The organism is Nocardia jejuensis NBRC 103114 (assembly GCF_001613145.1).
GTDB lineage: Bacteria > Actinomycetota > Actinomycetes > Mycobacteriales > Mycobacteriaceae > Nocardia > Nocardia jejuensis.
The window spans coordinates 266375-288713 of the sequence record NZ_BDBU01000023.1 but is presented as its reverse complement, the minus strand read 5'-3'; the positions used below and the strand labels follow the sequence as shown (position 1 = coordinate 288713).

18 protein-coding genes and 2 riboswitches are annotated in these 22339 nt (G+C 66.6%); of the genes, 10 read left to right on the top strand and 8 right to left on the bottom strand.

Features of this window, described 5'->3' with window-relative positions:
• Window positions 1-79: 79 nt before the first annotated feature.
• Window positions 80-667 (bottom strand): TetR/AcrR family transcriptional regulator, encoded by a 588-nt coding sequence (locus NJ1_RS19045; protein ID WP_067696005.1) that lies wholly within the window; start codon window positions 665-667, stop codon window positions 80-82.
• Between the two features lie 267 nt (window positions 668-934).
• Window positions 935-1172: riboswitch (cobalamin riboswitch) on the top strand.
• A 136-nt stretch (window positions 1173-1308) separates the two neighbouring features.
• Here NJ1_RS19045 and NJ1_RS19040 point away from each other — a divergent pair.
• Both NJ1_RS19040 and glyA read left to right on the top strand, forming a co-directional pair.
• Entirely contained in the window at window positions 1309-2298 is a 990-nt protein-coding gene (locus tag NJ1_RS19040) for a methylenetetrahydrofolate reductase (protein WP_084478500.1), read from the top strand.
• Between the two features lie 85 nt (window positions 2299-2383).
• Window positions 2384-2583, top strand: a riboswitch (cobalamin riboswitch).
• A gap of 135 nt (window positions 2584-2718) precedes the next feature.
• Complete coding sequence (gene glyA, locus NJ1_RS19035) at window positions 2719-4020, top strand: serine hydroxymethyltransferase (RefSeq protein WP_067696002.1); 1302 nt, start codon at window positions 2719-2721, stop codon at window positions 4018-4020.
• Between the two features lie 83 nt (window positions 4021-4103).
• Here glyA and NJ1_RS19030 read toward each other — a convergent pair whose 3' ends face one another.
• Entirely contained in the window at window positions 4104-5528 is a 1425-nt protein-coding gene (locus tag NJ1_RS19030; protein WP_067695999.1) for a short-chain fatty acyl-CoA regulator family protein, read from the bottom strand.
• Between the two features lie 154 nt (window positions 5529-5682).
• Here NJ1_RS19030 and prpD point away from each other — a divergent pair, with 154 nt between their 5' ends.
• The 6 genes from prpD to NJ1_RS19000 all read left to right on the top strand — a co-directional run bounded on the left by prpD (window position 5683) and on the right by NJ1_RS19000 (window position 15847).
• Entirely contained in the window at window positions 5683-7185 is a 1503-nt protein-coding gene (prpD, locus tag NJ1_RS19025) for a 2-methylcitrate dehydratase PrpD (protein WP_067696120.1), read from the top strand.
• A complete protein-coding gene (gene prpB / locus NJ1_RS19020) occupies window positions 7185-8099 on the top strand; it encodes a methylisocitrate lyase (RefSeq protein ID WP_067695996.1) in 915 nt (304 codons plus the stop codon). The genes prpD and prpB overlap by 1 nt, the downstream gene beginning before the upstream one ends.
• Window positions 8096-9262: a bifunctional 2-methylcitrate synthase/citrate synthase gene (locus NJ1_RS19015; RefSeq protein ID WP_067695994.1), complete on the top strand. Its 1167-nt coding sequence runs from the start codon at window positions 8096-8098 to the stop codon at window positions 9260-9262. The genes prpB and NJ1_RS19015 overlap by 4 nt, the downstream gene beginning before the upstream one ends.
• Before the next feature lie 108 nt (window positions 9263-9370).
• Window positions 9371-12760 (top strand): pyruvate carboxylase, encoded by a 3390-nt coding sequence (locus NJ1_RS19010; RefSeq protein ID WP_067695991.1) that lies wholly within the window; start codon window positions 9371-9373, stop codon window positions 12758-12760.
• 108 nt (window positions 12761-12868) lie between these two features.
• A complete protein-coding gene (locus NJ1_RS19005; protein WP_067695988.1) occupies window positions 12869-14080 on the top strand; it encodes a cation:proton antiporter in 1212 nt (403 codons plus the stop codon).
• Window positions 14081-14167: 87 nt separating this feature from the next.
• The gene (locus NJ1_RS19000) at window positions 14168-15847 is read left to right on the top strand and encodes an oleate hydratase (RefSeq protein ID WP_084478487.1); all 1680 of its coding nucleotides are present in this window, start codon (window positions 14168-14170) and stop codon (window positions 15845-15847) included.
• A 126-nt stretch (window positions 15848-15973) separates the two neighbouring features.
• Here NJ1_RS19000 and NJ1_RS18995 read toward each other — a convergent pair whose 3' ends face one another.
• On the bottom strand, window positions 15974-17416 hold the full coding sequence (locus NJ1_RS18995; RefSeq protein WP_067695985.1) for a carotenoid oxygenase family protein: 1443 nt from the start codon (window positions 17414-17416) through the stop codon (window positions 15974-15976).
• A gap of 90 nt (window positions 17417-17506) precedes the next feature.
• Between NJ1_RS18995 and NJ1_RS18990 the strand changes: the two genes are divergently transcribed.
• Entirely contained in the window at window positions 17507-18136 is a 630-nt protein-coding gene (locus NJ1_RS18990; RefSeq protein ID WP_067695981.1) for a TetR/AcrR family transcriptional regulator, read from the top strand.
• 32 nt (window positions 18137-18168) lie between these two features.
• On the opposite strand, the gene NJ1_RS18985 is transcribed toward NJ1_RS18990, so the two are convergent.
• Window positions 18169-19089, bottom strand: coding sequence for a helix-turn-helix domain-containing protein (locus tag NJ1_RS18985; RefSeq protein ID WP_245717462.1), 921 nt, complete (start codon window positions 19087-19089; stop codon window positions 18169-18171).
• 177 nt (window positions 19090-19266) lie between these two features.
• Between NJ1_RS18985 and NJ1_RS39240 the strand changes: the two genes are divergently transcribed.
• Entirely contained in the window at window positions 19267-19500 is a 234-nt protein-coding gene (locus NJ1_RS39240; protein WP_157574082.1) for a hypothetical protein, read from the top strand.
• 49 nt (window positions 19501-19549) lie between these two features.
• Here the strand turns inward: NJ1_RS39240 and NJ1_RS18980 are convergent, their stop codons facing one another.
• The 4 genes from NJ1_RS18980 to NJ1_RS18965 are packed head-to-tail and all read right to left on the bottom strand — an operon-like array spanning window position 19550 to window position 22335.
• Window positions 19550-20518 carry an S-4TM family putative pore-forming effector gene (locus NJ1_RS18980; RefSeq protein ID WP_067695975.1) on the bottom strand — a complete coding sequence of 323 codons (969 nt, stop codon included), beginning with the start codon at window positions 20516-20518 and terminating at the stop codon, window positions 19550-19552.
• Window positions 20515-21381: a CBASS oligonucleotide cyclase gene (locus tag NJ1_RS18975; RefSeq protein ID WP_067695972.1), complete on the bottom strand. Its 867-nt coding sequence runs from the start codon at window positions 21379-21381 to the stop codon at window positions 20515-20517. Before NJ1_RS18975 ends, NJ1_RS18980 begins: the two co-directional genes overlap by 4 nt.
• A gap of 25 nt (window positions 21382-21406) precedes the next feature.
• Complete coding sequence (locus tag NJ1_RS18970; protein ID WP_067695970.1) at window positions 21407-21907, bottom strand: hypothetical protein; 501 nt, start codon at window positions 21905-21907, stop codon at window positions 21407-21409.
• Window positions 21904-22335 carry a CBASS system Cap8 protein gene (locus NJ1_RS18965; protein ID WP_218025228.1) on the bottom strand — a complete coding sequence of 144 codons (432 nt, stop codon included), beginning with the start codon at window positions 22333-22335 and terminating at the stop codon, window positions 21904-21906. Before NJ1_RS18965 ends, NJ1_RS18970 begins: the two co-directional genes overlap by 4 nt.
• Window positions 22336-22339: the final 4 nt, after the last annotated feature.

Here is a 22339-nt window from a genome sequence, read left to right as displayed (position 1 = left end):
GCCGCCTGCCGCGCCGTGCGAGGGGCGAAGCGTCACAATGCTTTTCGCCCACCGTCCACGGCGTGCGGGTGAACCGGGCTCACTCCTTGACGGTGATCGACAGCCTGGGTTTGTCGGTGTCACCCGGTTCGGCGACGCGCTCCCAGGTCGCGTCGATCATCGGCGCGAGCAGGAGTTCGCCGAACTGCCGGACCAGGACCTCCACGATCTGCGTCGACTCCCGGCGGGTGGTCGAGGCCAGTCCCGCTCCGCGCAGATTGGTGACCTCGCGGCGAGTGAGCTCGACCAGTGATTCCAGCAGCCGAGTCTGGGTTTCGCTCGGCTCGAGCACCGCCCGCCGGACGTAGTTCACGACCGCCGGATTGTCCTGCAGCATCGTGTACACCGCGGTATCGCGTCGCGCCGCCACCTCACCGGGCGTGCCGGTGGGCGGGACCGAGGACACCGCGGCGTCGAAATAGTCGACGATGAGCTGGTCGACCGCCGCCACCAGGCCCGCCTTGGTCTTGAAGTGGTGCTGCACCAGGCCGAGGGTGACGCCGGCCTCGGACGCGATCGCCCGCAGCGAGACCCGGGATTCGCCGAACTGGGCGAACAGGTCCATGGCGGCGTTGCGGATACGCGCCTTGGCGGTCAGGTCGTCATTGCTCGCCCGGGGATTCAGCATCTGCCCTCTACTAGTCCTGGAAGACCGCGGCCACTACGCGGGCGTGGTCGTTCGTGCCTGGATGCACGGCTTCCGATACAGCTGTACCACACGGTGGGCTCGGCGGTTCGCAAACCCGACGTCAGCGGCAGGTCGCTGATCCGGGTGACCGGGAACACGGCCGTACCAGCGGTGATCCGCGATGCGAGTGTGGCCGCGGTGGTGGGCACGCTATATTTCTCTGTGCAGCTGGTTCGCCGGAGGCGGAGTCGAGGAGCCCCTGATCCGTCCGAAGGCGTCGAAGCCCGGTGGTAGTCACTACGCCGGGTGAAGAGGGAACCCGGTGAGAATCCGGGACTGTCCCGCAGCGGTGAGTGGGAACGACAGCCGTCATTCCGCACTGGGCGCGTATGCCGCCCGGGAAGCGACGGTCGGTAGGACCAGCCCCGGGCCTCGAGCGCCGGGGTCGCCCCTTTCGGGGTTGGTGCCCATGAGTCCGAAGACCTGCCCGCTGTGCCGGATACGCCGTATCCGGCGGTCGGCGCCTCGTGGATCGAGCGCCGCGCCGAGTGGGACCGGGCACGGGATCGATGCTTACGGGCTCCGTCGGCGCGCGTTCGGTATGGGTGGCGGCCTTCGACTGCTCGAACGAGGGGGCAACCATGTATTCCATTCCCGCACAGGGAAGTACGCGGATCGGGCACGCTGCCCGCTTCGCGCCGCGACCATCCGTCGTGCAGAGTCTGCGCACCCATGCCAGGGCGCGGGTGCCGTTCTCGGTGGAGTTCAATCCACCTCGCGACGCCGCCGGTGAGGCTCGGCTGTGGCGCACGGTCCGCGAGTTCGAGCGCATGCATCCGGCATTCGTGTCGATGACCTACGGGGCGGGCGGTTCCACCAAGGACCGCACCGCGCGCATCACCGGGCAGCTGGCGCAACAGACAACATTGCTACCGGTCGCGCATCTGACTGCGGTCGGGCACAGCATCGCCGAGTTGCGCGCGCTGGTCGGCTCCTACGCGGACTGCGGCATTCGCGACATCCTGGTGCTGCGCGGCGATCCGCCCGGCGATCCGCTCGGCGCCTGGCAGCCGCATCCCGAGGGCGTCGAGTACGCCGAGCAGCTGGTGCGGATCGTGCGCGATCTCGGCGACTTCAATGTCGGCGTCGCGTCGTTCCCGCAGGGGCATCACCGCTCCCCGGACCTGGAGGCCGACACCGCCTTCCTGGCCGCGAAACTCCGTGCCGGAGCGGACTATTCGATCACCCAGATGTTCTTCGACGTCGAACACTATCTGCGACTGCGGGATCGGGTCCTGGCCCACGATCCGGTCGAGGGCGCGAAGCCGATCATCCCCGAACTGATGCCGATCACCTCGCTGCGCACCGTGCAGCGCGCGGTCGAGCTCTCGGGCCGGGAACTGCCCGCGCCCATCATGACTCGACTGCTCCGGGCGGCGGGTGACGGCCCGCAGGAGAATCGCGCCGCCGTGCGCGCGGCCGGCATCGAGATCGCCACCGAGATGGCGCAGCGGCTCATCGACGAGGGCGCGCCGTGCCTGCACTTCATCACGCTGAACTTCGCCAAGGCGACCAGCGAGGTGCTGACCAACCTGGGCTACGAGGTGACGGCCGCACCCCTGAGCGCCTGACCTGGCGCGCGGGCGTCGTATGCTGCCTACGCAGCTGGTTCGCCGGTGATCGCGGGACAGGGAAACTCCGCGGCGGTCACCGGCGTCGAAGCCCGGCGCGGCGGTGACGTCGACGGGTGAAGAGGGAACCCGGTGAGAATCCGGGACTGTCCCGCAGCGGTGAGCAGGAACGAAAGTCGTCACGAGCACTGGACCCCCGGGTCCGGGAAGCGACGGCCGGTAGGACGATCCGATCGCGGATCGATGCCTGTGAGTCCGAAGACCTGCCCGCTGTGCCGGATGCGCCGCGTCCGGCGGTCGCCGCCTCGTGGAGTGGGCGCAGCGCCGACCAGGCCGTTCCCGCTCTTTCGCGGGATCCGGCCGCATCGGGATGCGCACCGTAGGGCGTCGGCTGTTCCCTTGCTAGCCAACGGAGTTCCTGTGGTTCCTTCCACTACCTCTACCGCCTCGGTCAATACCCGATCGCTGAGCGAGCTCGACCCCGAGCTGGCCGCGGCGATGGCCGGTGAACTCGCTCGCGAACGCGACACCCTCGAGATGATCGCCTCGGAGAACTTCGTGCCGCGTGCGGTGCTGCAAGCCCAGGGCAGCGTGCTGACCAACAAGTACGCCGAGGGCTACCCCGGGCGTCGCTACTACGGCGGGTGCGAGCACGTCGACGTGGTCGAAACCCTCGCCAGGGACCGGGCCGTGGAACTGTTCGGCGCGGAATACGCCAACGTGCAGCCACATTCGGGGGCGCAGGCCAACGCCGCCGTCCTGATGGCTCTGATGAGCCCGGGCGAGCGCCTGCTAGGTCTGGATCTGGCACACGGCGGCCACCTCACCCACGGTATGCGGCTGAACTTCTCGGGCAAGCTGTACGCGGTGCAGTCCTACGGCGTCCGCAAGCAGGACCACCGGATCGATATGGACGAGGTGCGCAGAATCGCCCGCAACACCGCGCCCCGGGTGATCGTGGCGGGGTGGTCGGCGTATCCGAGGCATCAGGATTTCGCCGCTTTCCGGGAGATCGCCGACGAGGTGGGCGCCTATCTGTGGGTGGACATGGCGCATTTCGCGGGCCTGGTCGCGGCCGGACTGCACCCGTCGCCGGTGCCGTACGCCGATGTGGTGTCCTCGACCGTGCACAAGACCCTCGGCGGTCCGCGCTCGGGGCTGATCCTGGCCAAGCGGGAGTTCGCCAAGCGGCTGAACTCGGCGGTCTTCCCCGGACAGCAGGGCGGACCGCTGATGCACGTCGTGGCGGCGAAGGCCGCGGCGTTCAAAATCGCTGCGGGAGAGGAGTTCCGGGATCGTCAGGTGCGCACGCTGTCGGGCGCGAAGATCCTCGCCGAGCGGCTCACCGCCGCCGATGTCGCGGGTAAGGGCATCACGGTGCTCACCGGCGGCACCGATGTGCACCTGGTCCTGGTCGACCTGCGCGATTCCGCGCTGGACGGCCAGCAAGGGGAGGACCTGTTGCACGAGATCGGAATCACCGTGAACCGCAATGCCGTTCCGTTCGACCCGCGTCCGCCGATGGTCACCTCCGGCCTGCGCATCGGCACCGCGGCGCTGGCGACTCGTGGATTCGGCGATGCGGAGTTCACCGAGGTGGCCGACATCATCGGGACCGCGCTGGCGGGCGGCTCCGATACCGCCGCCCTGCGTGAGCGGGTGGTGAGGCTGGCTCGCTCGGTTCCGCTGTACGACGGCCTGGAGGACTGGAAACTCCTCTGAGGAGGCGTTTTTCGACCCCCCGCCGTGCGCCCCGCGCTGACGCACCGATGCCGGTCGGTGCGTCAGCGGTGGTGTGCGCGGGCTCAGCCCTGAGTGCTCGGCACGTACGGGATGTGCTGAGAACTGTTGTCGTCCACTCGGATCGGACGGCCCAGCTGTGGAAAGGCGCGCTGCGCGCAGTCCGTGCGTTCGCACACCTTGCAGCCCGCGCCGATCGGCACCGCCGTGCGCGGATCGTCGATGGGCAGACCGTGCGAGTAGACGAGTTTGTCGGCATAGGTCAGGTCGCAGCCGAGCCCGATGGCGAAATCTCGCTTGGGGGAGAGGTATCCGGGGGTCTTCTCGTCGGTGGTGCGCGCCAGCCACAGGTAGTTGCGCCCGTCGGGCATCCGCGCGATCTGGGTGCGGATACTGCCCGGGGTGGAGAACGCCTCGTGCACGACCCACAGCGGGCAGCTGCCGCCGACCCTGGAGAAGTGAAAAGCCGTGGCTGACTGACGTTTGGAGATATTGCCCGCACGATCGGTGCGCACGAAGAAGAACGGCACCCCGCGCTTGCCCGGGCGCTGCAGAGTGGAGAGCCGGTGGCACACGGTCTCGAAGCCGACCTCGAACTTGGTGGCCAGCAATTCGATGTCGTAGCGCAGGGATTCGGCCGAATTCCAGAATTCGGTGTAGGGCGCGATGAGCGCGCCGGCGAAGTAGTTCGCCAAGCCGATGCGCAGCAGCCCCTGCGAATGCGCGGGCATGGATTCGGCCTCCTCGATCAATGCCGCGATCGGCGCGGCCTGGGTGAGAAATGCCAGCTGCGTGGCCAATTGGAAGGCCCGCTGCCCGGGGGTGAGCCGTCGTGCCAGCGTCAGCACCCGGTCCACCGGATCGTAGAACCGCTTCGGGCCGGGAGCGTCGGGATCGTCGGTGCGGAGGGTGACCGTGATGCCGTGCTGCTCGCGCAGCAGCTGGGTCAATTGCAGGTCGAGCCCGCCCAAGCTCAATCCGTTGCGCGCGAACAGTTCCTCGGCCGCCGCGTCCAGCACCGGAATGTGATTGCGGCGGTCGTAGAAGTAGTCGCGCACGTCCTCGTACGGCATGGCGGCGGTGGAATCGCCGGTGTCGCCGTCGATTCCGGCCGACACCCGTTCCATCTGCTCGGTCGTGCCGCGCAGCCGCCGGTGCAGCCCGACCAGCAGCCGAGCGGCGGCCGGCACCCGGGCGACCAGGTCGTCCATCTCGGCGGTGGTGATGCTCGCGCCGTCGGGGTCCTCGGCGAAGACGTCCTGCAGATCGGCGATGAGCCGGGCGTCGGTGTCGGCGGCGAAGAATCCCATGTCGAGGTCGAAGCGGGCATTGAGCCGCAGCAGCACCGGTACGGTCAGCGGGCGCTGATCGTGTTCGAGCTGGTTGACGTAGCTCACCGATAACTCCAGGGCCTTGGCCATGGCCGACTGCGAAAGTCCCCGTTGCTCCCGGAGCGTGCGCAACCGCGCGCCCGCGTACATCTTCTGCATGGCGTCAATCTAGCAACTCGGAGTTTCACAACTTTTACAAATTCACAGCTCCGCTTCCACAAAAATAGGCATTTGCGGGGTATTTCCGCTGCTTTATTCGCTGTGTAGCGTGCGAAATACACCGATGGAACTGCTGCCTTGGGAGGCCCCGACCGTGAAGAATCATCTCGTCCGCACCCACCGCTCCGCGGAGAACTTCCCCCGCGAAGAGCATCTCGCGTGGCGGATCGCCGAGGTCGCGGCGGACGCGGTGGAGGTTGCTCCGGAGACCGAAGAGATGATCGTCAACCGGATCATCGACAACGCGGCCGTCGCCGCGGCCTCGGTCACCCGCCGCCCCGTCGCCAATGCCCGCGCCCAGGCGCTGACCCACCCGTACGAGCCCGGCGCCACCGTCTTCGGTGTGCGGGGCCGCTTCTCGCCCGAATGGGCCGCCTGGGCCAACGGCGTGGCGGTGCGCGAACTCGACTTCCACGACACCTTCCTGGCCGCGGAGTACTCGCACCCGGGCGACAACATCCCCTCGATCCTCGCCGTCGCGCAGCACACCGGGCGCTCGGGCCGGGACCTGATCCGCGGTCTGGCAACGGGTTACGAGATCCAGGTCGATCTGGTGCGCGCGATCTGCCTGCACGAGCACAAGATCGACCACGTCGCGCACCTCGGACCGTCGGCCGCCGCGGGGATCGGCACCCTGCTCGGCCTGGACACCGAGACCATCTATCAGGGGATCGGCCAGGCGCTGCACACCACCACCGCCACCCGTCAGTCCCGCAAGGGCGAGATCTCCAGCTGGAAGGCCTACGCCCCGGCGTTCGCCGGAAAGATGGCCGTCGAGGCCGTGGATCGCGCCATGCGCGGCGAGGGCGCGCCCTCGCCCATCTGGGAGGGCGAGGACGGCGTGATCGCCTGGCTGCTCGGCGGCCCGAACGCGGAATACGCTGTGCCCCTTCCCGGTCCGGGCGAGCCCAAGCGCGGCATTCTGGATACCTACACCAAGGAGCACTCGGCCGAGTACCAGAGTCAGGCCCCCATCGACCTGGCGCGCCGCATGCGCGATCGGATCGGCGACCTGGACCAGATCGCGACCATCGTGCTGCACACCAGCCACCACACCCACTACGTGATCGGCACCGGCTCGAACGATCCACAGAAGTTCGACCCCAGGGCTTCTCGCGAAACGCTGGACCACTCGGTCATGTACATCTTCGCGGTCGCGCTGCAGGACGGCACCTGGCATCACGAGCGTTCCTACGCACCCGAGCGCGCGCAGCGCCCGGACACCGTCGAGCTGTGGAAGAAGATCTCCACCGCCGAGGACGCCGAGTGGACGCGGCGCTACCACTCCACCGATCCGAACGAGAAGGCCTTCGGTGCGCGCGCCGAGGTCACGCTGAAGAGCGGTGAGGTCATCGTGGACGAGCTGGCCATCGCCGACGCGCACCCGCTGGGCGCGCGGCCCTTCGCACGTGAGCAGTACATCGCGAAGTTCCGCACGCTCGCCGAGGGCGTCGTCGAGTCCGCCGAACAGGACCGTTTCCTCGAGGTGGCTCAGCGTGCGGGCGAGCTGTCCGCGAACGAGCTGCCCGAACTGAACTTCACCGTCTCGGCCGACGTGCTCGCCCGTGCGCCGCGGTCCCCGAAGGGCCTGTTCTGATGAGCGGCCTGCTCGCCGCCGCCACCTCCGCCGCCGACAGGCGCGCGGCGTTCAAGGCCGGTCTGGCCTCCGGCACGATTCAGCGTTTCCCGGGTGCGTTCAACCCGTTGGTGGCCAAGCTGATTCAAGAGATCGGCTTCGAGGGGGTCTACATCTCGGGCGCGGTGCTCTCGGCGGATCTGGGACTGCCCGACATCGGGCTCACCACCCTGACCGAGGTGGCCGGGCGCGGTCAGCAGATCGCCCGGGTGACGGATCTGCCGGTGCTCATCGACGCGGACACCGGATTCGGTGAGCCGATGAGCGCGGCCCGGACCGTGACGGTCATGGAGGATGCCGGCCTCGCGGGGCTGCACCTCGAGGACCAGGTCAACCCCAAGCGCTGCGGGCACCTCGACGGCAAGGCGGTGGTGCCGACCTCCGACATGGTGCGCCGCCTGCGTGCCGCGGTGGCGGCGCGCCGGGATCCGAACTTCGTGATCTGCGCGCGCACCGACGCCGCGGGCATCGAGGGCATCGACTCGGCGATCGAGCGGGCCAAGGCCTATGTCGACGCCGGAGCGGACCTGATCTTCACCGAGGCGCTGTACACCGAGGCCGACTTCGAGAAGTTCCGCGCCGCCGTCTCGATTCCATTGCTGGCCAACATGACCGAGTTCGGCAAGTCCGAGCTGATCGCGGCGCGGACGCTCGAGTCGATCGGCTACAACGCGGTGATCTATCCGGTGACCACGCTGCGCCTGGCGATGTTCGCCGCCGAGGCCGGGCTGCGGGAGATCGCGGCCACCGGCACCCAGTCCGGGCTGCTGGATCGGATGCAGCACCGGAGCCGTCTCTACGAACTGCTGCGGTACGAGCGCTACAACGAATTCGATTCCGACATATTCAATTTCACTCTCGGGAGGGATCAATGACTACGGCATCGCGCAGTGATTCGGCGCGGGCGGCGGACGGACCGGAGAGCGCGATACAGACCATCTACAAGGGTCTCGCAGGCGTCGTCGTCGACACCACCTCGATCTCCAAGGTGGTGCCGGAGACCAACTCGCTGACCTACCGCGGCTACGCGGTCCAGGATCTGGCGGCCAACTGCAGTTTCGAGCAGGTCGCGTACCTGCTCTGGTACGGCGAGCTGCCCAGCGTCGCGGAACTGGAACGGTTCTGCCAGCAGGAACGGGCCTCCCGGCGAGCCGATCGCTCGCTGCTGTCGCTGGTGACCAAACTGCCCGAGAACTGCCACCCGATGGACGTGGTGCGCACGGCCATCAGCTACCTCGGCGCCGAAGATCCGGCCGAGGACGACAACTCGCCGAGGGCCAACCGCGCCAAGGCGCTTCGCATGATGGCGGTGCTGCCGACCATCGTGGCCGCGGACCACCGCCGGCGCCACGGACTGGATCCGATCGCACCGCACTCGCATCTGGGGTTCGCCGAGAACTTCCTGAACATGTGCTTCGGCAAGGTGCCCGCGCCGGAACTGGTGAAGGCGTTCGAGGTCTCGCTGATCCTGTACGCGGAGCACAGCTTCAATGCCTCCACCTTCGCCGCGCGCGTGGTCACCTCCACGCTCTCGGACATCTACAGCGCGGTCACCGCGGCCATCGGCGCGCTCAAGGGTCCGCTGCACGGCGGGGCCAACGAGGCGGTCATGCACGACATGATCGAGATCGGCGATCCCGCGCTGGCCGAGGCATGGATGCGAAACAAGCTGGCGCACAAGGAAAAGGTGATGGGCTTCGGCCACCGGGTCTACAAGAACGGTGATTCCCGGGTCCCCACCATGAAGCAGGCGTTCCTGGACATCGCCGCGGCCACCGACGGCGACAAATGGGTTCGGATGTACGAGATCCTGGACCGCACCATGACCGAGGCGACCGGCATCGAGCCGAACCTCGACTTTCCCACCGGCCCAGCCTATTACCTGCTCGGATTCGATATCGAGGCGTTCACCCCGATCTTCGTGATGAGCCGCATCACCGGCTGGACCGCGCACATCATCGAACAGGGCGAATCCAATGCCCTGATCCGGCCGCTGAGTGAATATGTCGGCGTGCCACAGCGTTCCGTCGTCGCCTGACAGCCCCGGCGCGACATTTCCCGACGGCCCGCACTCACCGGTGCGGGCCGTTCTCCTTTTCGGCGGCGTATCCGGTCGCCGCAGTACCGAAGCAAGAGGTAGCCGACCATGTTCTCGAAAGTCCTGGTGGCCAATCGCGGTGAGATCGCCATTCGCGCGTTCCGCGCCGCGTACGAACTCGGCGCGCACACCGTAGCGGTGTTTCCCCACGAGGATCGCAATTCACCGCATCGGCTCAAGGCGGACGAGTCCTATCAGATCGGCGAGGTCGGACATCCCGTCCGGGCATATCTGTCGGTAAGCGAAATTATCGCTGCGGCAAGACAATCCGGTGTGGACGCGATGTATCCCGGGTACGGGTTTCTTTCGGAGAATCCGGATCTCGCGGCGGCGTGTGCGCGTGAGGGGATCACGTTCGTCGGGCCGTCGGCGCATGTGCTGGAGTTGACGGGTAACAAGGCGCGCGCGATCGCGGCGGCCAAGGCTGCGGGGTTGCCGGTGTTGGCGTCGAGTGAGCCGTCCGCGGATGTGGAGGAGTTGGTCGCGGCGTCGGAGGCGATGGAGTTCCCGGTGTTCGTCAAGGCGGTGGCCGGTGGTGGTGGTCGGGGTATGCGGCGGGTGGCGGATCGGGCGCAGTTGCGGGAGTCGATCGAGGCTGCTGCGCGGGAGGCGGAGTCGGCGTTCGGTGATGCGACGGTGTTCCTGGAGCAGGCGGTGATCAATCCTCGTCATATCGAGGTGCAGATCCTGGCTGATCAGGCCGGGAATGTGATTCATCTGTACGAGCGTGATTGTTCGTTGCAGCGGCGGCATCAGAAGGTGATCGAGCTGGCTCCGGCTCCGAATCTGGATTCGGTGTTGCGGGATCGGATCTGTGCGGATGCGGTGGCGTTCGCTCGGGAGATCGGGTACAGCTGTGCGGGGACGGTGGAGTTTCTGCTCGATGAGCGGGGTAATCATGTGTTCATCGAGATGAATCCGCGGATTCAGGTGGAGCACACGGTGACCGAGGAGATCACCGATGTGGATTTGGTGCAGTCGCAGATGCGGATCGCGGCGGGGGAGAGCCTGGATGATCTGGGTTTGAGTCAGGGTGCGATTCGTGTTCGTGGTGCGGCGTTGCAGTGCCGGATCACGACGGAGGATCCGGCGAACGGGTTCCGGCCGGATACGGGTCGTATTACCGGGTATCGGTCTCCGGGTGGTGCGGGTGTGCGTTTGGATGGTGGCACGAATGTCGGTGCGGAGGTGGGTGCGTACTTCGATTCGATGTTGGTGAAACTCACCTGCCGAGGCCGCGATTTCCCGACAGCCATCGCCCGGGCGCGACGGGCCGTCACCGAATTCCGCATTCGCGGTCTCGCGACGAATATCCCTTTCCTCCAGGCGGTTCTGGACGATCCCGCGTTCCAAGCCGGGCTGATCACCACCTCGTTCATCGACGAGCGGCCCGAATTGCTGACCCGGAACACCTCGGCCGACCGCGCCTCCAAGATCCTCGACTATCTGGCCGACGTGACGGTCAACAAGCCGCACGGGCCCCGGCCCACGACGGTCTACCCGCACGACAAGCTGCCCACCGTCGACCTTTCGGCCGCGCCGCCGGACGGTTCCCGCCAGCGGCTGCTGGCGCTGGGACCGGAGGGTTTCGCGCGGGCGCTGCGCGAGCAGAAGGCGTTGGCGGTCACCGACACCACCTTCCGCGACGCGCACCAGTCGCTGCTGGCCACCCGCGTGCGCACCAGTGGATTGCTCGCCGTGGCCGGGCATGTGGCACGCATGACGCCGGAGTTGCTGTCGATCGAATGCTGGGGCGGGGCAACCTATGACGTGGCGTTGCGGTTCCTGTACGAGGATCCGTGGGAGCGCCTGGCCGCGCTGCGTGAGGCGGTGCCGAACATCAACCTGCAGATGCTGCTGCGCGGACGCAACACCGTCGGCTACACCCCGTACCCGGAGAAAGTCACGCGCGGTTTCGTGTCCGAGGCGACCGCGACCGGTATCGACATCTTCCGGATCTTCGACGCGCTCAACAATGTCGATCAGATGCGCCCGGCCATCGACGCCGTGCGCGAAACCGGCACCGCCCTGGCCGAAGTCGCGCTCAGTTACACCGGTGACCTGTCGAACCCGAACGAGACCCTCTACACCCTCGACTACTACCTGAAACTCGCCGAGCAGATCGTCGAGGCCGGCGCGCACGTGATCGCGATCAAGGACATGGCGGGGCTGCTGCGCGCACCCGCCGCGCACACCCTGGTCACGGCCTTGCGCACCAACTTCGATCTCCCGGTGCACGTGCACACCCACGACACTCCCGGTGGTCAGCTGGCGACCTATCTGTCCGCGTGGATGGCCGGTGCCGACGCGGTGGACGGTGCGAGCGCGCCGATGGCGGGTACCACCAGCCAGCCCGCGCTCTCGGCAATCGTTGCCGCAGCGGCGAATTCGCCGTACGACACCGGGTTGAACCTGCAGGCCGTCTGCGATCTCGAGCCGTACTGGGAGGCGCTGCGGAAGGTGTACGCCCCCTTCGAATCCGGGCTGCCGTCGCCCACGGGGCGGGTCTACACCCACGAGATTCCCGGTGGTCAGCTCTCGAACCTGCGTCAGCAGGCGATCGCTCTCGGGCTGGGTGACCAGTTCGAGGAGGTCGAGGCGAAATACGCTGCGGCGGACCGGCTTCTGGGCCGTCTGGTCAAGGTCACCCCGTCCTCCAAGGTCGTCGGCGACCTCGCGCTCACCCTCGTCGGGAAGGGTGTGGATGTCGAGGACTTCGCCGCCGACCCCGCTCGTTTCGACATCCCCGACTCGGTAATCGGTTTTCTGCGTGGTGAACTCGGCACTCCGGCCGGTGGATGGCCCGAGCCGTTCCGGACCCGGGCGCTCGCCGGTCGTGGTCTCGCCGAGCCCGACATCGAACTGCTCCCGTCGGACGAGGAAGGGCTGGACGGAACATCGAGCGAACGCCGGGCCACCCTCAACCGGCTGCTGTTTCCCGGACCCACGGGCGAATTCCTCACGCACCGTGAGAAGTACGGGGATACCTCCCGGCTCTCGGCGAATCAGTTCTTCTACGGGCTGCGTCACGACGAGGAACATCGCGTGGAACTCGGGAAGGGCGTCACCCTGCTCATCGGCCTGGAGGCGATCTCCGAGCCGGACGAGCGCGGTATGCGCACCGTCGTCTGCCTGCTGAACGGACAGCTGCGGCAGGTCGTCGTGCGGGACCGATCGATCGCGGACCCGACTCCGCTTGCGGAGAAGGCCGATCCCACCGATGCGGGCCACGTAGCCGCCCCCTTCTCGGGCGTGATCACCGTCGCGGTCGCGGTCGGCGACCGAGTGGACGCGGGGGACACCGTGGCCACCATCGAAGCCATGAAGATGGAGGCGGCCGTCACCGCGCCGCGCGCCGGTGTGATCGACCGAATCGCCATCGGCGCGATCCAGCAGGTCGACGGCGGCGATCTACTGCTCGTGGTGGCCGATCGCTGAGCCGCCGAGGGTGCGGGCCGCATGCCATCGGTCGGGAGCTTGGGAGAACCGCCGCCAAGACGCCGGTCATGAGGCCGAAATCGCCGATCGCCGTGTCACGATAGCCGGATGATTCTGTTTGCTGACGAGTTGCCATCTGCTGGACCGTCAGCCATCGTGTCGCTCTGCTGGATCATGGCGGCAGGGGTTGCCGCGCCGATTCTGTCGCGGTTGCTGCGCGGTGCGATACCGGGTGTGGTGCTCCTGCTGCTGGCGGGTGTGCTGCTGGGTCCGTTCGCATTGGACTGGGCGGGTACCGGCGGCGGTGTCGATCTGCTCAGCGAACTCGGCCTCGGAATGCTGTTCCTGCTGGCCGGTTACGAATTGGATCCTCGGTTGCTGGGCGGGCGGTCCGGGCGGGTCGCGTGGCTGACCTGGCTGGTGGGTCTGGCCTTCGCGCTGGCGCTGGTGACCTTCGCGGCGTCGGACGCCGACTTCACCGCTCGCATCGCGGTGGCCATCGCACTCACCTCCACGGCACTGGGCACACTGCTGCCGATCGTGAAACACGATGGGCTACTGGACAAGCCGCTGGGGCGTGCGGTTCTCGCGCACGGAGCGGTCGGGGAACTCGGACCGGTGGTGGCCATGTCGGTCCTGCTCACCAGTCGAAGCGTGGGCGGTGCGATCGTGGTGCTGGCCCTGTTCGCGATCGCCACCGGCGTGATCGGGTTCGTGCCGCAGCGGATGCTCGACCGGGTCCCCGCTTTCGGTCGCATGCTCGACAAGGCCGGCGGCGGCTCGGACCAGTTGCCGGTCCGCGGTGTGCTGCTGCTTCTGCTGGTTCTCATGATGGTGGCCGAGGTGTTCGACCTCGACGTCGTACTCGGTGCGTTCGCTGCCGGTCTGATTCTGCGCAGGCTCATCGCGGCCGGTCATCCGGAGGTCGAATCCTCGCTGGAGACAATCGGATTCGGCATGCTGATCCCGGTGTTCTTCGTCGTCTCCGGGATGGGGATCGATATCCACGCCGTCGCCGCCGATCCGCTGCTGTGGGTGCTGCTGGTGGTGATCATTCTGGTGGCGCGCGGACTTCCGGTCCTGTTGAGCGAACGGTTCGTTCCGCACGGTGCGAACCTGACCTCCGGTCGCGAGCGTGCCGAACTGGCCCTGTACGCGGCCACCGGATTGCCGATCATCGTCGCGGTGACACAGGTCGCGACCGGCGCCGGTCTGCTGCGCGCCGAGCTCGCCTCGACGCTGGTCGCCGCGGGTGCGACCACGGTGCTGCTGTTCCCGTTTCTGGCGCGGTTGCTGCAGGGGTCGCGTCCCAGCCGCTGACCGCGCCCGGTCGAATGCCGGGCCGCTCCTGGCCGGAAGGATCTCTCGCGTTCCTGGAGGCCGCACGAGACGACCGACCATCACGTAATGTGGCAAACATCCGGCTATCGCTCGGGTGTTCACGGCTCCATGAAATCGACCCTGACCGCGAGACATATCGTGAAAGAGGTAATCATGGCGAAGGCGTACCTGGTGGGAAGTGGAATCGCCGCGTTATCGGCCGCGGCCTTTCTGATTCGGGACGGTAAGTTCTCCGGTTCCGACATCGTTCTGCTGGAGGAGCAGGGGCGCGAGGGCGGGAGCCTGGACGCGGCCGGATCGCCCGAGAGCGGCTACACGATGCGCGGCGGGCGCATGTTCGAGATTCACTTCGACTGCACCTACGACCTGCTGCGCTCGATTCCCTCCATGGACGATCCCACCGTGTCGGTCACCGACGACACCTTCGCCTTCCACAAGGACTTCGCCTGGAACGACCACGCGCGGCTGGTGGACGACACCGGAGTTCCGATCGACGCGCACACGATGGGGTTCACCGAACGCGACCGGCTGGAACTGATCAAATGCGTCGGCACGCCGGAGAAGCTGCTGAACGGCAAGCGCATCACCGACTGTTTCAGCCCGGAGTTCTTCACCACCAACTTCTGGTGGATGTGGTGCACCACCTTCGCCTTCGAACCGTGGCATTCCGCGATCGAGTTCCGGCGCTACCTGAATCGATTCGTGCACCTGTTCAAGACCTTCGACACCATGTCCGGGATCTACCGCACCAAGTACAACCAGTTCGACTCGATCGTGCGGCCGATGCTGAAGTGGCTCACCGACCAGGGCGTCACCATCCGGCTCGGCGCGAGTGTGACCGATGTGCGCCTGGCGGAGGGCAAGGCCCTGACCGCCGAGGCGCTCACGGTGATCAGCGACGGCAAGACCGAGGAGATCACACTCGGCCCGGACGACCTGCTGCTGATCACCAACGGCTCGATGACGGCCGACTCCACGCTGGGCTCCACCGACACCGCCGCGGTGCTGGACACCTCGCGGTCCTCCGGCGCGTGGAAGCTGTGGCGGACCCTGGCGGCCAAGCGATCCGGGCTCGGCAATCCCGAGGTCTTCGATTCCTCGATCAAGGATTCGACCTGGGCGTCGTTCACCGTCACCACCAAGGACCCGACCTTCTTCGCCGAGATGGAGAAATTCAGCGGCAGCGAGGCGGGCAAGGGCGGCCTGATCACGTTCAAGGATTCCAACTGGCTGATGACGATCGTGCTCAACCACCAGCCGCACTTCCGTGAGCAGCCCTCGGACACCTTCGTCTGGTGGGGCTACGCCCTGTTCCCGGACAAGCCCGGCAACACGGTCACCAAGACCATGGCGGAGTGCACCGGTCAGGAGATCCTGCGGGAAGCGCTGTCGCACTTGAAGATCGACAACCGCGAGCAGATCCTGAAGAACTCGATCGTGATCCCGGCCCTCATGCCGTACATCACCAGCCAGTTCCTGGTCCGCTCACACGGAGACCGCCCCGACGTCGTCCCCGCGGGCTCGACCAACCTCGCCTTCATCGGCCAGTACGCCGAGGTCCCCGACGACGTGGTCTTCACCGTCGAGTACTCGGTCCGCACCGCCCAGGTCGCCGTGGCGACCCTGCTCGGCCTCGATACCCAGCCCAAACCGGTCTACAAGGGCGGCCACGACCCCAAGATCCTCGTCGAAGCCCTCGAAACCATGCACCGCCGCGGCGATCGAGCCGCCGCCGGCACGCGCTGACAACACGACGCGGCCCGGGCACCCGGTAAGGGGTGCCCGGGCCGCGTCGCGAGTCCTGTCGCCGGAAGAGTTCTCCGGTGAGCGCTCCGAGCAGGTGGCGGGGAGTGGACTGTGGCGGCGTCGTGGTCAGAGAACCGGCTGCGGGGTCTCCGGTCGAGCGAGGCGGCGGGTGAAGGTGCCGTGGAACCCCCAGGGGATGTGGTGGCGGAGCCAGGCGGTGGCGAGCGGGCCGGATTCGAGATCGCGGGCATCGAGAACCACGAGTTGTGAGCGGTTTTCGGTGAGGTCGTGGTTGAGCGCCAACAACCAGCCCTCATCCTCGTCGGCGTCGGGTGTGCGGGGCACGAACAGGGGCTCGCCGATGGAACTCGCGCCCAGGTCGCAGAACGTGGTGGCGCCGGTGCGGTGGTCGACCTTGAGGATCGCGTTGAACAGCCCCGCGGGGCCGCCCGCACCGGCCAGATAGCTGTAGCGATGAGCGCGGGTGGACCTGCGCCAGTCGTACTGCGGGAATTCCCCCGCGCGGTCGGAGAGTTCGTGCTCGATGACGGTGCCCCCGCGGGTGATCCGGTATCGCATGAGTCGCGAGTCGGGGAACTGCGGGGTGTCGGGGGTGTCGCGGTTGACCATCCCGGTCATGGTGCGAAAACTGTCCCATTCGGCGTCCAGCCGCACCAATTCGACCACCACGTCCTCGCCGTCGTCATAGGCGTTGGTGACGTGCACGTGCAGCAGCGCCTCGTGCTCGACGATGCGGGGGCGGCCACCGGCTTTCGGGACGAGGACGAATCGAGTTCCCTTGGCCCGCTTGAATTCCAGCGAATCGATGAACGAATCGGAGGCGAGGGCGATCTTGCGGATATCGGGCAGCAGCGGGTCCAGGACGAACACCATGTAGTCGCCGGTCAGCGCGAAGTCGTGGTTCCAGGGCAGATCCCGCAGCGGGATGGTCGCCAGCCGGTGCAGTCGTCCGGCGCGGTCGATGCGATAGGTGCGGATGCGGGGCGTGGGCAGCAGATCGAGGCCGAAGTTGTACATGTCGCCCGTGGCCGGATCCCATTTCGGATGGGCGGAGAACGCGCCGAGGAAACCGAGTCGCCCGCCGAAATCGGTGGGGCCCAGGGTATCGAGCGAGTCCGGATCGATGCGATGGGGATTGCCCAACTCCCACAGTGCGAGCAGCCCGCCCGCGTAGTTGACGATATTGGTATTGGCCACATTGGCGGGCAGGCGGCCGATATTGGCGAGCGGACCGCCGGGGATCTGCCCGCCGACACCGCGATAGCGGATCCGGTCCGAGTGCTGCCCGTGTTCGAAGTGGCGGGTGCGGACATAGCGGTTGCGATAGCGCACCGTGGCACCGTCGAGAACGAACTGCGAGATCATGCCGTCGCCGTCGAACACGTTGTGCAGCAGGGATTTACCGACCTGGTGCTTACCCGGGCCGATGCGGTAGAGGGTTCCGGTCAGATCCCGGGGGAGCCGCCCGTCGATCTGGTCGACTGTGTAGTCGCGCTCGTCGAGCAGCGGGGCGGTGGCGGCGCGATAGGCGGCGAGGCTGATGGTCATCGCGGATTCTCCCTTGAATCACCGATCTGATGACAGCTGTCATCTGATGACGTATGTCTGCAAATGTAGGGAGGGCCTAGAGTCTTGTCAATGGGCAGACCAGCAACCGCGCGCAGCTACGGCGGCGTGAGCGCCGAGGACCGCCGGGCCGAACGCCGCACCCGGCTACTGGCCGCCGCCCGTGAAACCTGGGGCGAGGCAGGCCTTTCCGCCGTCACCGTGCGCGGAATCTGCAAACAATCCGGCCTCACCGACCGCTACTTCTACGAGCACTTCGCCAACCGCGACGAACTCCTCGCGGCGGTGGCCGACGAGGTGCGCGAAGAACTTCTCGGCGTGCTGGTGGTCTCCGGCGTCACCGCCGACGGCGGGGCCGAGGCGAAACTGCACGCGGCCCTGCGCGCATTCCTGGAGATCGTCGCCGGTGATCGCCACATTCACCGCATCATGACCAGCGACACCAACACCGTCCCCGCCCTCGCCCAGCGCCGCCGCGAAGTCCTGACCACCATCGCCGACCTCGTCGTCCAGAACGCCCCCGCCGCCTTCCCCGGCGACCTCACCCCCGAGGCCCTGCGCCGAGCGGCCCTGTTCGTCACCGGCGGCGTCAACCAGCTGATAGACGCCTGGCTCGACGGCACGCTCTCCCTGGACGCCGACGCCCTCGCCGCCGAATGCGCGGCCCTGTGCGTCAGCGTCTTCGAGCGCGAGCGGCACTGAGTTAGCGTCTGTGCCCTCGACGCTCTCCCCACTCAGTGTGGAACGTCGGTATGGCCGTCGGCGGCACGCCGCCACTTCGCTGCCCATTCCGAACGGCGATGCTCCTCCGGCAGCGCATCCACCGCAGCCCGCACTTCGTCCTGCGCTCGGTCGGCCTGCCCTAGGGTCCGTAGTACGCGAGCCCGCTGGAGCCCGAAAAACCCTGGGGTGTACCAATATCCGGCCTCAGGCGGTTTACGGCCCTCGGTCGCTTCCATCGCCCGGTCGGCGCGGACCAGGAGGCGTTGCGCGTCGCGCGGTTCCGCGGAGGCGGCATGGATACGTGCACGCTGAAAATGCTCGTACACCCTGATCAGCGGATCCACGTCGCGGACGGTCAGTGCCGCGTCCGACAGTCCGGCCGCCTCGGCACGATCCCCACGCGCCAAATCCACATACGCCGTGAAGGACAAGCCGTGAACGAGCCGGTCCGAGTCACCGGACTGGGTGGCCAACTCCACCGCCTTGCGCAGGCTTCGATTCGATGCGCTGTTCGCACCGGATGCGTGCTCCAACCAGCCTCGGTACTGATCGATTTCGGAGGCGATGCCCGCAGCCTTCCGCGCTGCCGTACCGCTACGCGCCTGGTCGACGAAGGTCTCCGCCATGGCCGACATTCCTCGTACCGCAGGCAGCACCGCGAGCGTGCCCGTGCGGTCCTCGATACGGCGGGTGGCCGACAACATGACCGCGACGTCCGAGAGTGCCGAGAGATCAACGCTGGCAGGTGTTTTCGCGGCCGAGGTCAGTCGTTCCAGATCCGACCCCAACGCAGCCTCATACGCGGCCACCGCAGCGGCGGGGACGGTTCGTTTACCTGATTCGAGCAGCGACAGATACGACGCCGAATAGTGCGTGCGACGAGCGATCTCGCGCAACCCGATACCCGCCGCTTCGCGGGCGGTCCGCAGCATCACCCCTGGCTCCATCACCCCAGCTCCCGGATAGAAAACACCTGTCAACACGGTATCGGTTCCGGTCGGAATGCGGCACGCCTAACGTCGAATTCAGCCCCACCGCAGGGTGTTCGAAAGGTCCCTCGCAGTCCCCGGCGGTGGGCGCGGACCACGCCGACCAACGAAGGGGCGGGCATGGATGTACCCACACGACGCGATGACGAAGACCTCCGAAAGTTGGCGCGCTCCCTACCGGACGGCATGGGATTCCTGCATCGCGCGGATGGTTCATGGGCGCTGGTTGGTGCGGATGGTTGGCCCATCGATCCGGAAGACCTCGAAGAGGAGACCCTGGTCGCCATTACGGCCGTGATGTTCGAACAGATCGATTTAGAGCCGATCAGCCTCACGGACACCGAGCTCTCATGATTATGCCGGGAGCCTCGTGTCTTGGCACGGGTGTATCCCGCTCGACGAACTATGGGGGTGGGGTCTGGACTTGGGCGAGGCGAATGCGGTGGTCTTCTGCGGTATCGCCGAAGTCGCGTTCGTCGCCTTCGCGGAAGTGTTTGTAGAACCATTCAGGTACTCGGGTGGTGTCCAGTCGGGTTCGGAGTATGCCGTCCTGTATATCGCGGGCCACGCTGCGCAGGCGGTGCCATTCGGAGTCGGGTACGGCGCCGGGGCGTGCGTTGTGGAGTTCGCTGTTGACGACCTTGGTGAGTCGGTCGCGCTCGTCGGCCACCTTGCGTTGGCCGGACCAGATCTCGTAAGCGATCTGGTAGGCCGCCAGTGACGGGACGAAAAAGGTGAGGAGGGTGTCGAGGAAGGTGGCGTTCGAGACCGCGAGACCGACGACGAGTCCGATAGAGGTCCACAGGATCGCAGCGGCGGCGATGAGGTGGCTGTAGCGGCGACGGAGGCGAGCGTCCCAAGCGAGGTTCTGTTCTTGGGCGATAAAGACGTCGTAGGGGTGGTGGACGTCGTTGGTGGGGTCGTACCAGCCCTCGGTGATGCGCTTGTCCTTTTTCCCTCCTTGGGGAAGTTGGCGTGCGAGGCGGCGAATGTCTGGTTCGGGTATGGGGTCGCCTGCGACTGTGGCACGCCATGGCAGGTGGAAAAGGGCAGTGTCAAATCTTTCTTGGAGTAGAGCGCCTTGTCGGGCGGTGCTCCCGGCGAGACCCTTGAGTAAGAACGCGGAGACGACGAACCAGAAGAATCCGGCGATCGAGATGGGGGTGCGGCCGTAACCGCTCAGCGTTATCAGGACGCCGACGGCGGCGAGGGAGATAGCGGCGGTGACGCGCACGGCCTCGAGGAGTTGGCCGCGTTGATGGCTTACCGCCGCGGCGCGTTGCAGAAGCAGCATGTCGTCGTCGAGTTGCCGTTCGTGGATGGCGCGGGGCGGAATCCCTCGAATACCGGTGGGGTCGGTGGAGAAGTTCATGGCTTGGTGATCCGGTTTCCGAAGAGCTTTCTCCACTCGTTGTAGGCGGCTTCGTCCTGGCCGTCGTCTTCAAGGTCGACTGCTCGTTCGGCGATGGCGCGTGCTTGGTCGAGCGCATTGGCCGCGGCGAGTTTCTGAGTGGCGTTCATGACGGCGTTGACGTCGCCACCGAGTTCGGCGGGGTCGGGCCACTCGTCGTCGATGCGTTCGGTGGCGGTGGCCAGGAACAGCACGATCTCGTCCTGGAAGCGTCCGATCGGTGGCTTCACCAATGACAGCGCTATGACTTCCAATAGGAAGGATGGCGAGACGGGCTCGCCGACTTCACGGTTGATGCCCTTGACCATCTTGACGAAGGGCACATACTTGCCGTCGCACTCGGTATTCTTGGCGATACTCAGTTCGTGGTGGCGCTTGGGGTCGGTCGCGATCCAGTCGCCTGCCGAGGGGTTGGGGATGTAGTAGCCGCCATCCTCCCGCTTAAACGCGGGGACCACGTCGATGGACATGACATCGTCATCGGGGCCATAGGGGATCACGACGGCCATGCCGTCGCGGGCGGCATGCTTCCATTTCTGTCGGAGAAGGGACTCGAGGGCGTTGATCACTTGAACCGGGGCCTGGTCGCGGAAGCTGGCTTGGAAGCCTTCGGCATCGAGGACGACGAAGATGTCGATGTCCTTGAGTTTCTTCGTCTTCGTGTCGCGCCGGTAGCTGCCGGTAAGGAAGTCGTCCGCGAGGTCCCAGTGTGAATTAACGAAGTCGCGGATGGCCGTATGTCGTGCCTTGGCCAGATCCTGCTCAGTCTGGGTAATTTCCAGGTTGTGCCTGAGGTTGTCGAAGGCGTCGTCGATATATCCCATAGCGGGTGTACCTAACTCCATGGTCTCAGTAGTAGTAGCGCATGCCAGTCGAAGCGTGTGGGGCTGAGCCGAGGGTGCCGAAGGTAATGCCTTGCAGGCCTACAGTGTTCGACCGGTGGCCGGCCCCCCATCCCGGTTGGTCGGATGGGGTCCTGTTGTGGGTGCAGAGCAGTTTGTAAGTAGTGCCTGCGGGCACTTGGTCGAGTTTGGCCCGGAACCGGGAGAGCCGGGCGCGGGACGCGGTGAACTCGGTGTCGCCTTCGCCGGAGGAGGTATAGGACACCGGGAACTCGATCACCGCGACCACCCCGCCTGAGGGCTGGTGACATTCGAGGACGACTGCGGCCAGTGAGCCCTCCTCGATCCACGCTTTGATCGCATTCTCGGTCTGCACCCAATCGCGGTATAGCCGATCCATGTTGACTCCGAGGTCGGCGAGAATCTCGGTGATGGTGCCGAGGATGACATCGGTCAGGTGTGTCGCGGTGTGCGTCTGGGTGTAGCTGTAGGTATGGGTAGAGGTCATCGCTGAGTCACCGCCCGGCGCAGCACCTCGCGGTCGATCAGCGGACCGGAGATGGCGGCGTTCACCTCCGGAGCGGGCGGGACGGCCTCGGACAGCCGAGCGTGCCCGCCTGCCGCGGCTTTCACCAATTCTCGGAACGGCATCGGGGACGGCAGATAGATCGTGAAGTCGTCGGCACCCGCCGCGCCGGGGATGGGGTTGAGGTTCTCCTCCAGCGTCAAGGCCGCCGCGCCGGACACCGTCGTAATCTCGCAGTGCACCTTGCCGACCACCAGTGTGATGGCCTGCGTTTGCAGGTGCCCGCCCGCGATCAGCGTCCGTCCAACCGCCTCGGCGGCCGACATCGCCTGCAGCGCCTCCGTACGGGACAGCGCGGAGGACTGCGCCACAGTGTCGGCCACGAGGTCCGCGATCACCGTCCATGTCACGCTC

Excerpts from the sequence above, each read along its gene's own strand:
- NJ1_RS19005 (WP_067695988.1), top strand. The coding sequence starts at position 12,869 with ATGATTCTGTTTGCTGACGAGTTGCCATCTGCTGGACCGTCAGCCATC.
- NJ1_RS18980 (WP_067695975.1), bottom strand. The coding sequence starts at position 20,518 with ATGAACTTCTCCACCGACCCCACCGGTATTCGAGGGATTCCGCCCCGC.
- NJ1_RS19045 (WP_067696005.1), bottom strand. The coding sequence starts at position 667 with ATGCTGAATCCCCGGGCGAGCAATGACGACCTGACCGCCAAGGCGCGT.
- NJ1_RS18995 (WP_067695985.1), bottom strand. The coding sequence starts at position 17,416 with ATGACCATCAGCCTCGCCGCCTATCGCGCCGCCACCGCCCCGCTGCTC.
- prpB (WP_067695996.1), top strand. The coding sequence starts at position 7,185 with ATGAGCGGCCTGCTCGCCGCCGCCACCTCCGCCGCCGACAGGCGCGCG.
- NJ1_RS18975 (WP_067695972.1), bottom strand. The coding sequence starts at position 21,381 with ATGGGATATATCGACGACGCCTTCGACAACCTCAGGCACAACCTGGAA.
- NJ1_RS19030 (WP_067695999.1), bottom strand. The coding sequence starts at position 5,528 with ATGCAGAAGATGTACGCGGGCGCGCGGTTGCGCACGCTCCGGGAGCAA.
- NJ1_RS19010 (WP_067695991.1), top strand. The coding sequence starts at position 9,371 with ATGTTCTCGAAAGTCCTGGTGGCCAATCGCGGTGAGATCGCCATTCGC.
- NJ1_RS19040 (WP_084478500.1), top strand. The coding sequence starts at position 1,309 with ATGTATTCCATTCCCGCACAGGGAAGTACGCGGATCGGGCACGCTGCC.
- NJ1_RS19015 (WP_067695994.1), top strand. The coding sequence starts at position 8,096 with ATGACTACGGCATCGCGCAGTGATTCGGCGCGGGCGGCGGACGGACCG.
- NJ1_RS18970 (WP_067695970.1), bottom strand. The coding sequence starts at position 21,907 with ATGACCTCTACCCATACCTACAGCTACACCCAGACGCACACCGCGACA.
- NJ1_RS39240 (WP_157574082.1), top strand. The coding sequence starts at position 19,267 with ATGGATGTACCCACACGACGCGATGACGAAGACCTCCGAAAGTTGGCG.
- NJ1_RS18985 (WP_245717462.1), bottom strand. The coding sequence starts at position 19,089 with ATGCTGCGGACCGCCCGCGAAGCGGCGGGTATCGGGTTGCGCGAGATC.
- NJ1_RS18990 (WP_067695981.1), top strand. The coding sequence starts at position 17,507 with ATGGGCAGACCAGCAACCGCGCGCAGCTACGGCGGCGTGAGCGCCGAG.
- NJ1_RS19000 (WP_084478487.1), top strand. The coding sequence starts at position 14,168 with ATGTGGCAAACATCCGGCTATCGCTCGGGTGTTCACGGCTCCATGAAA.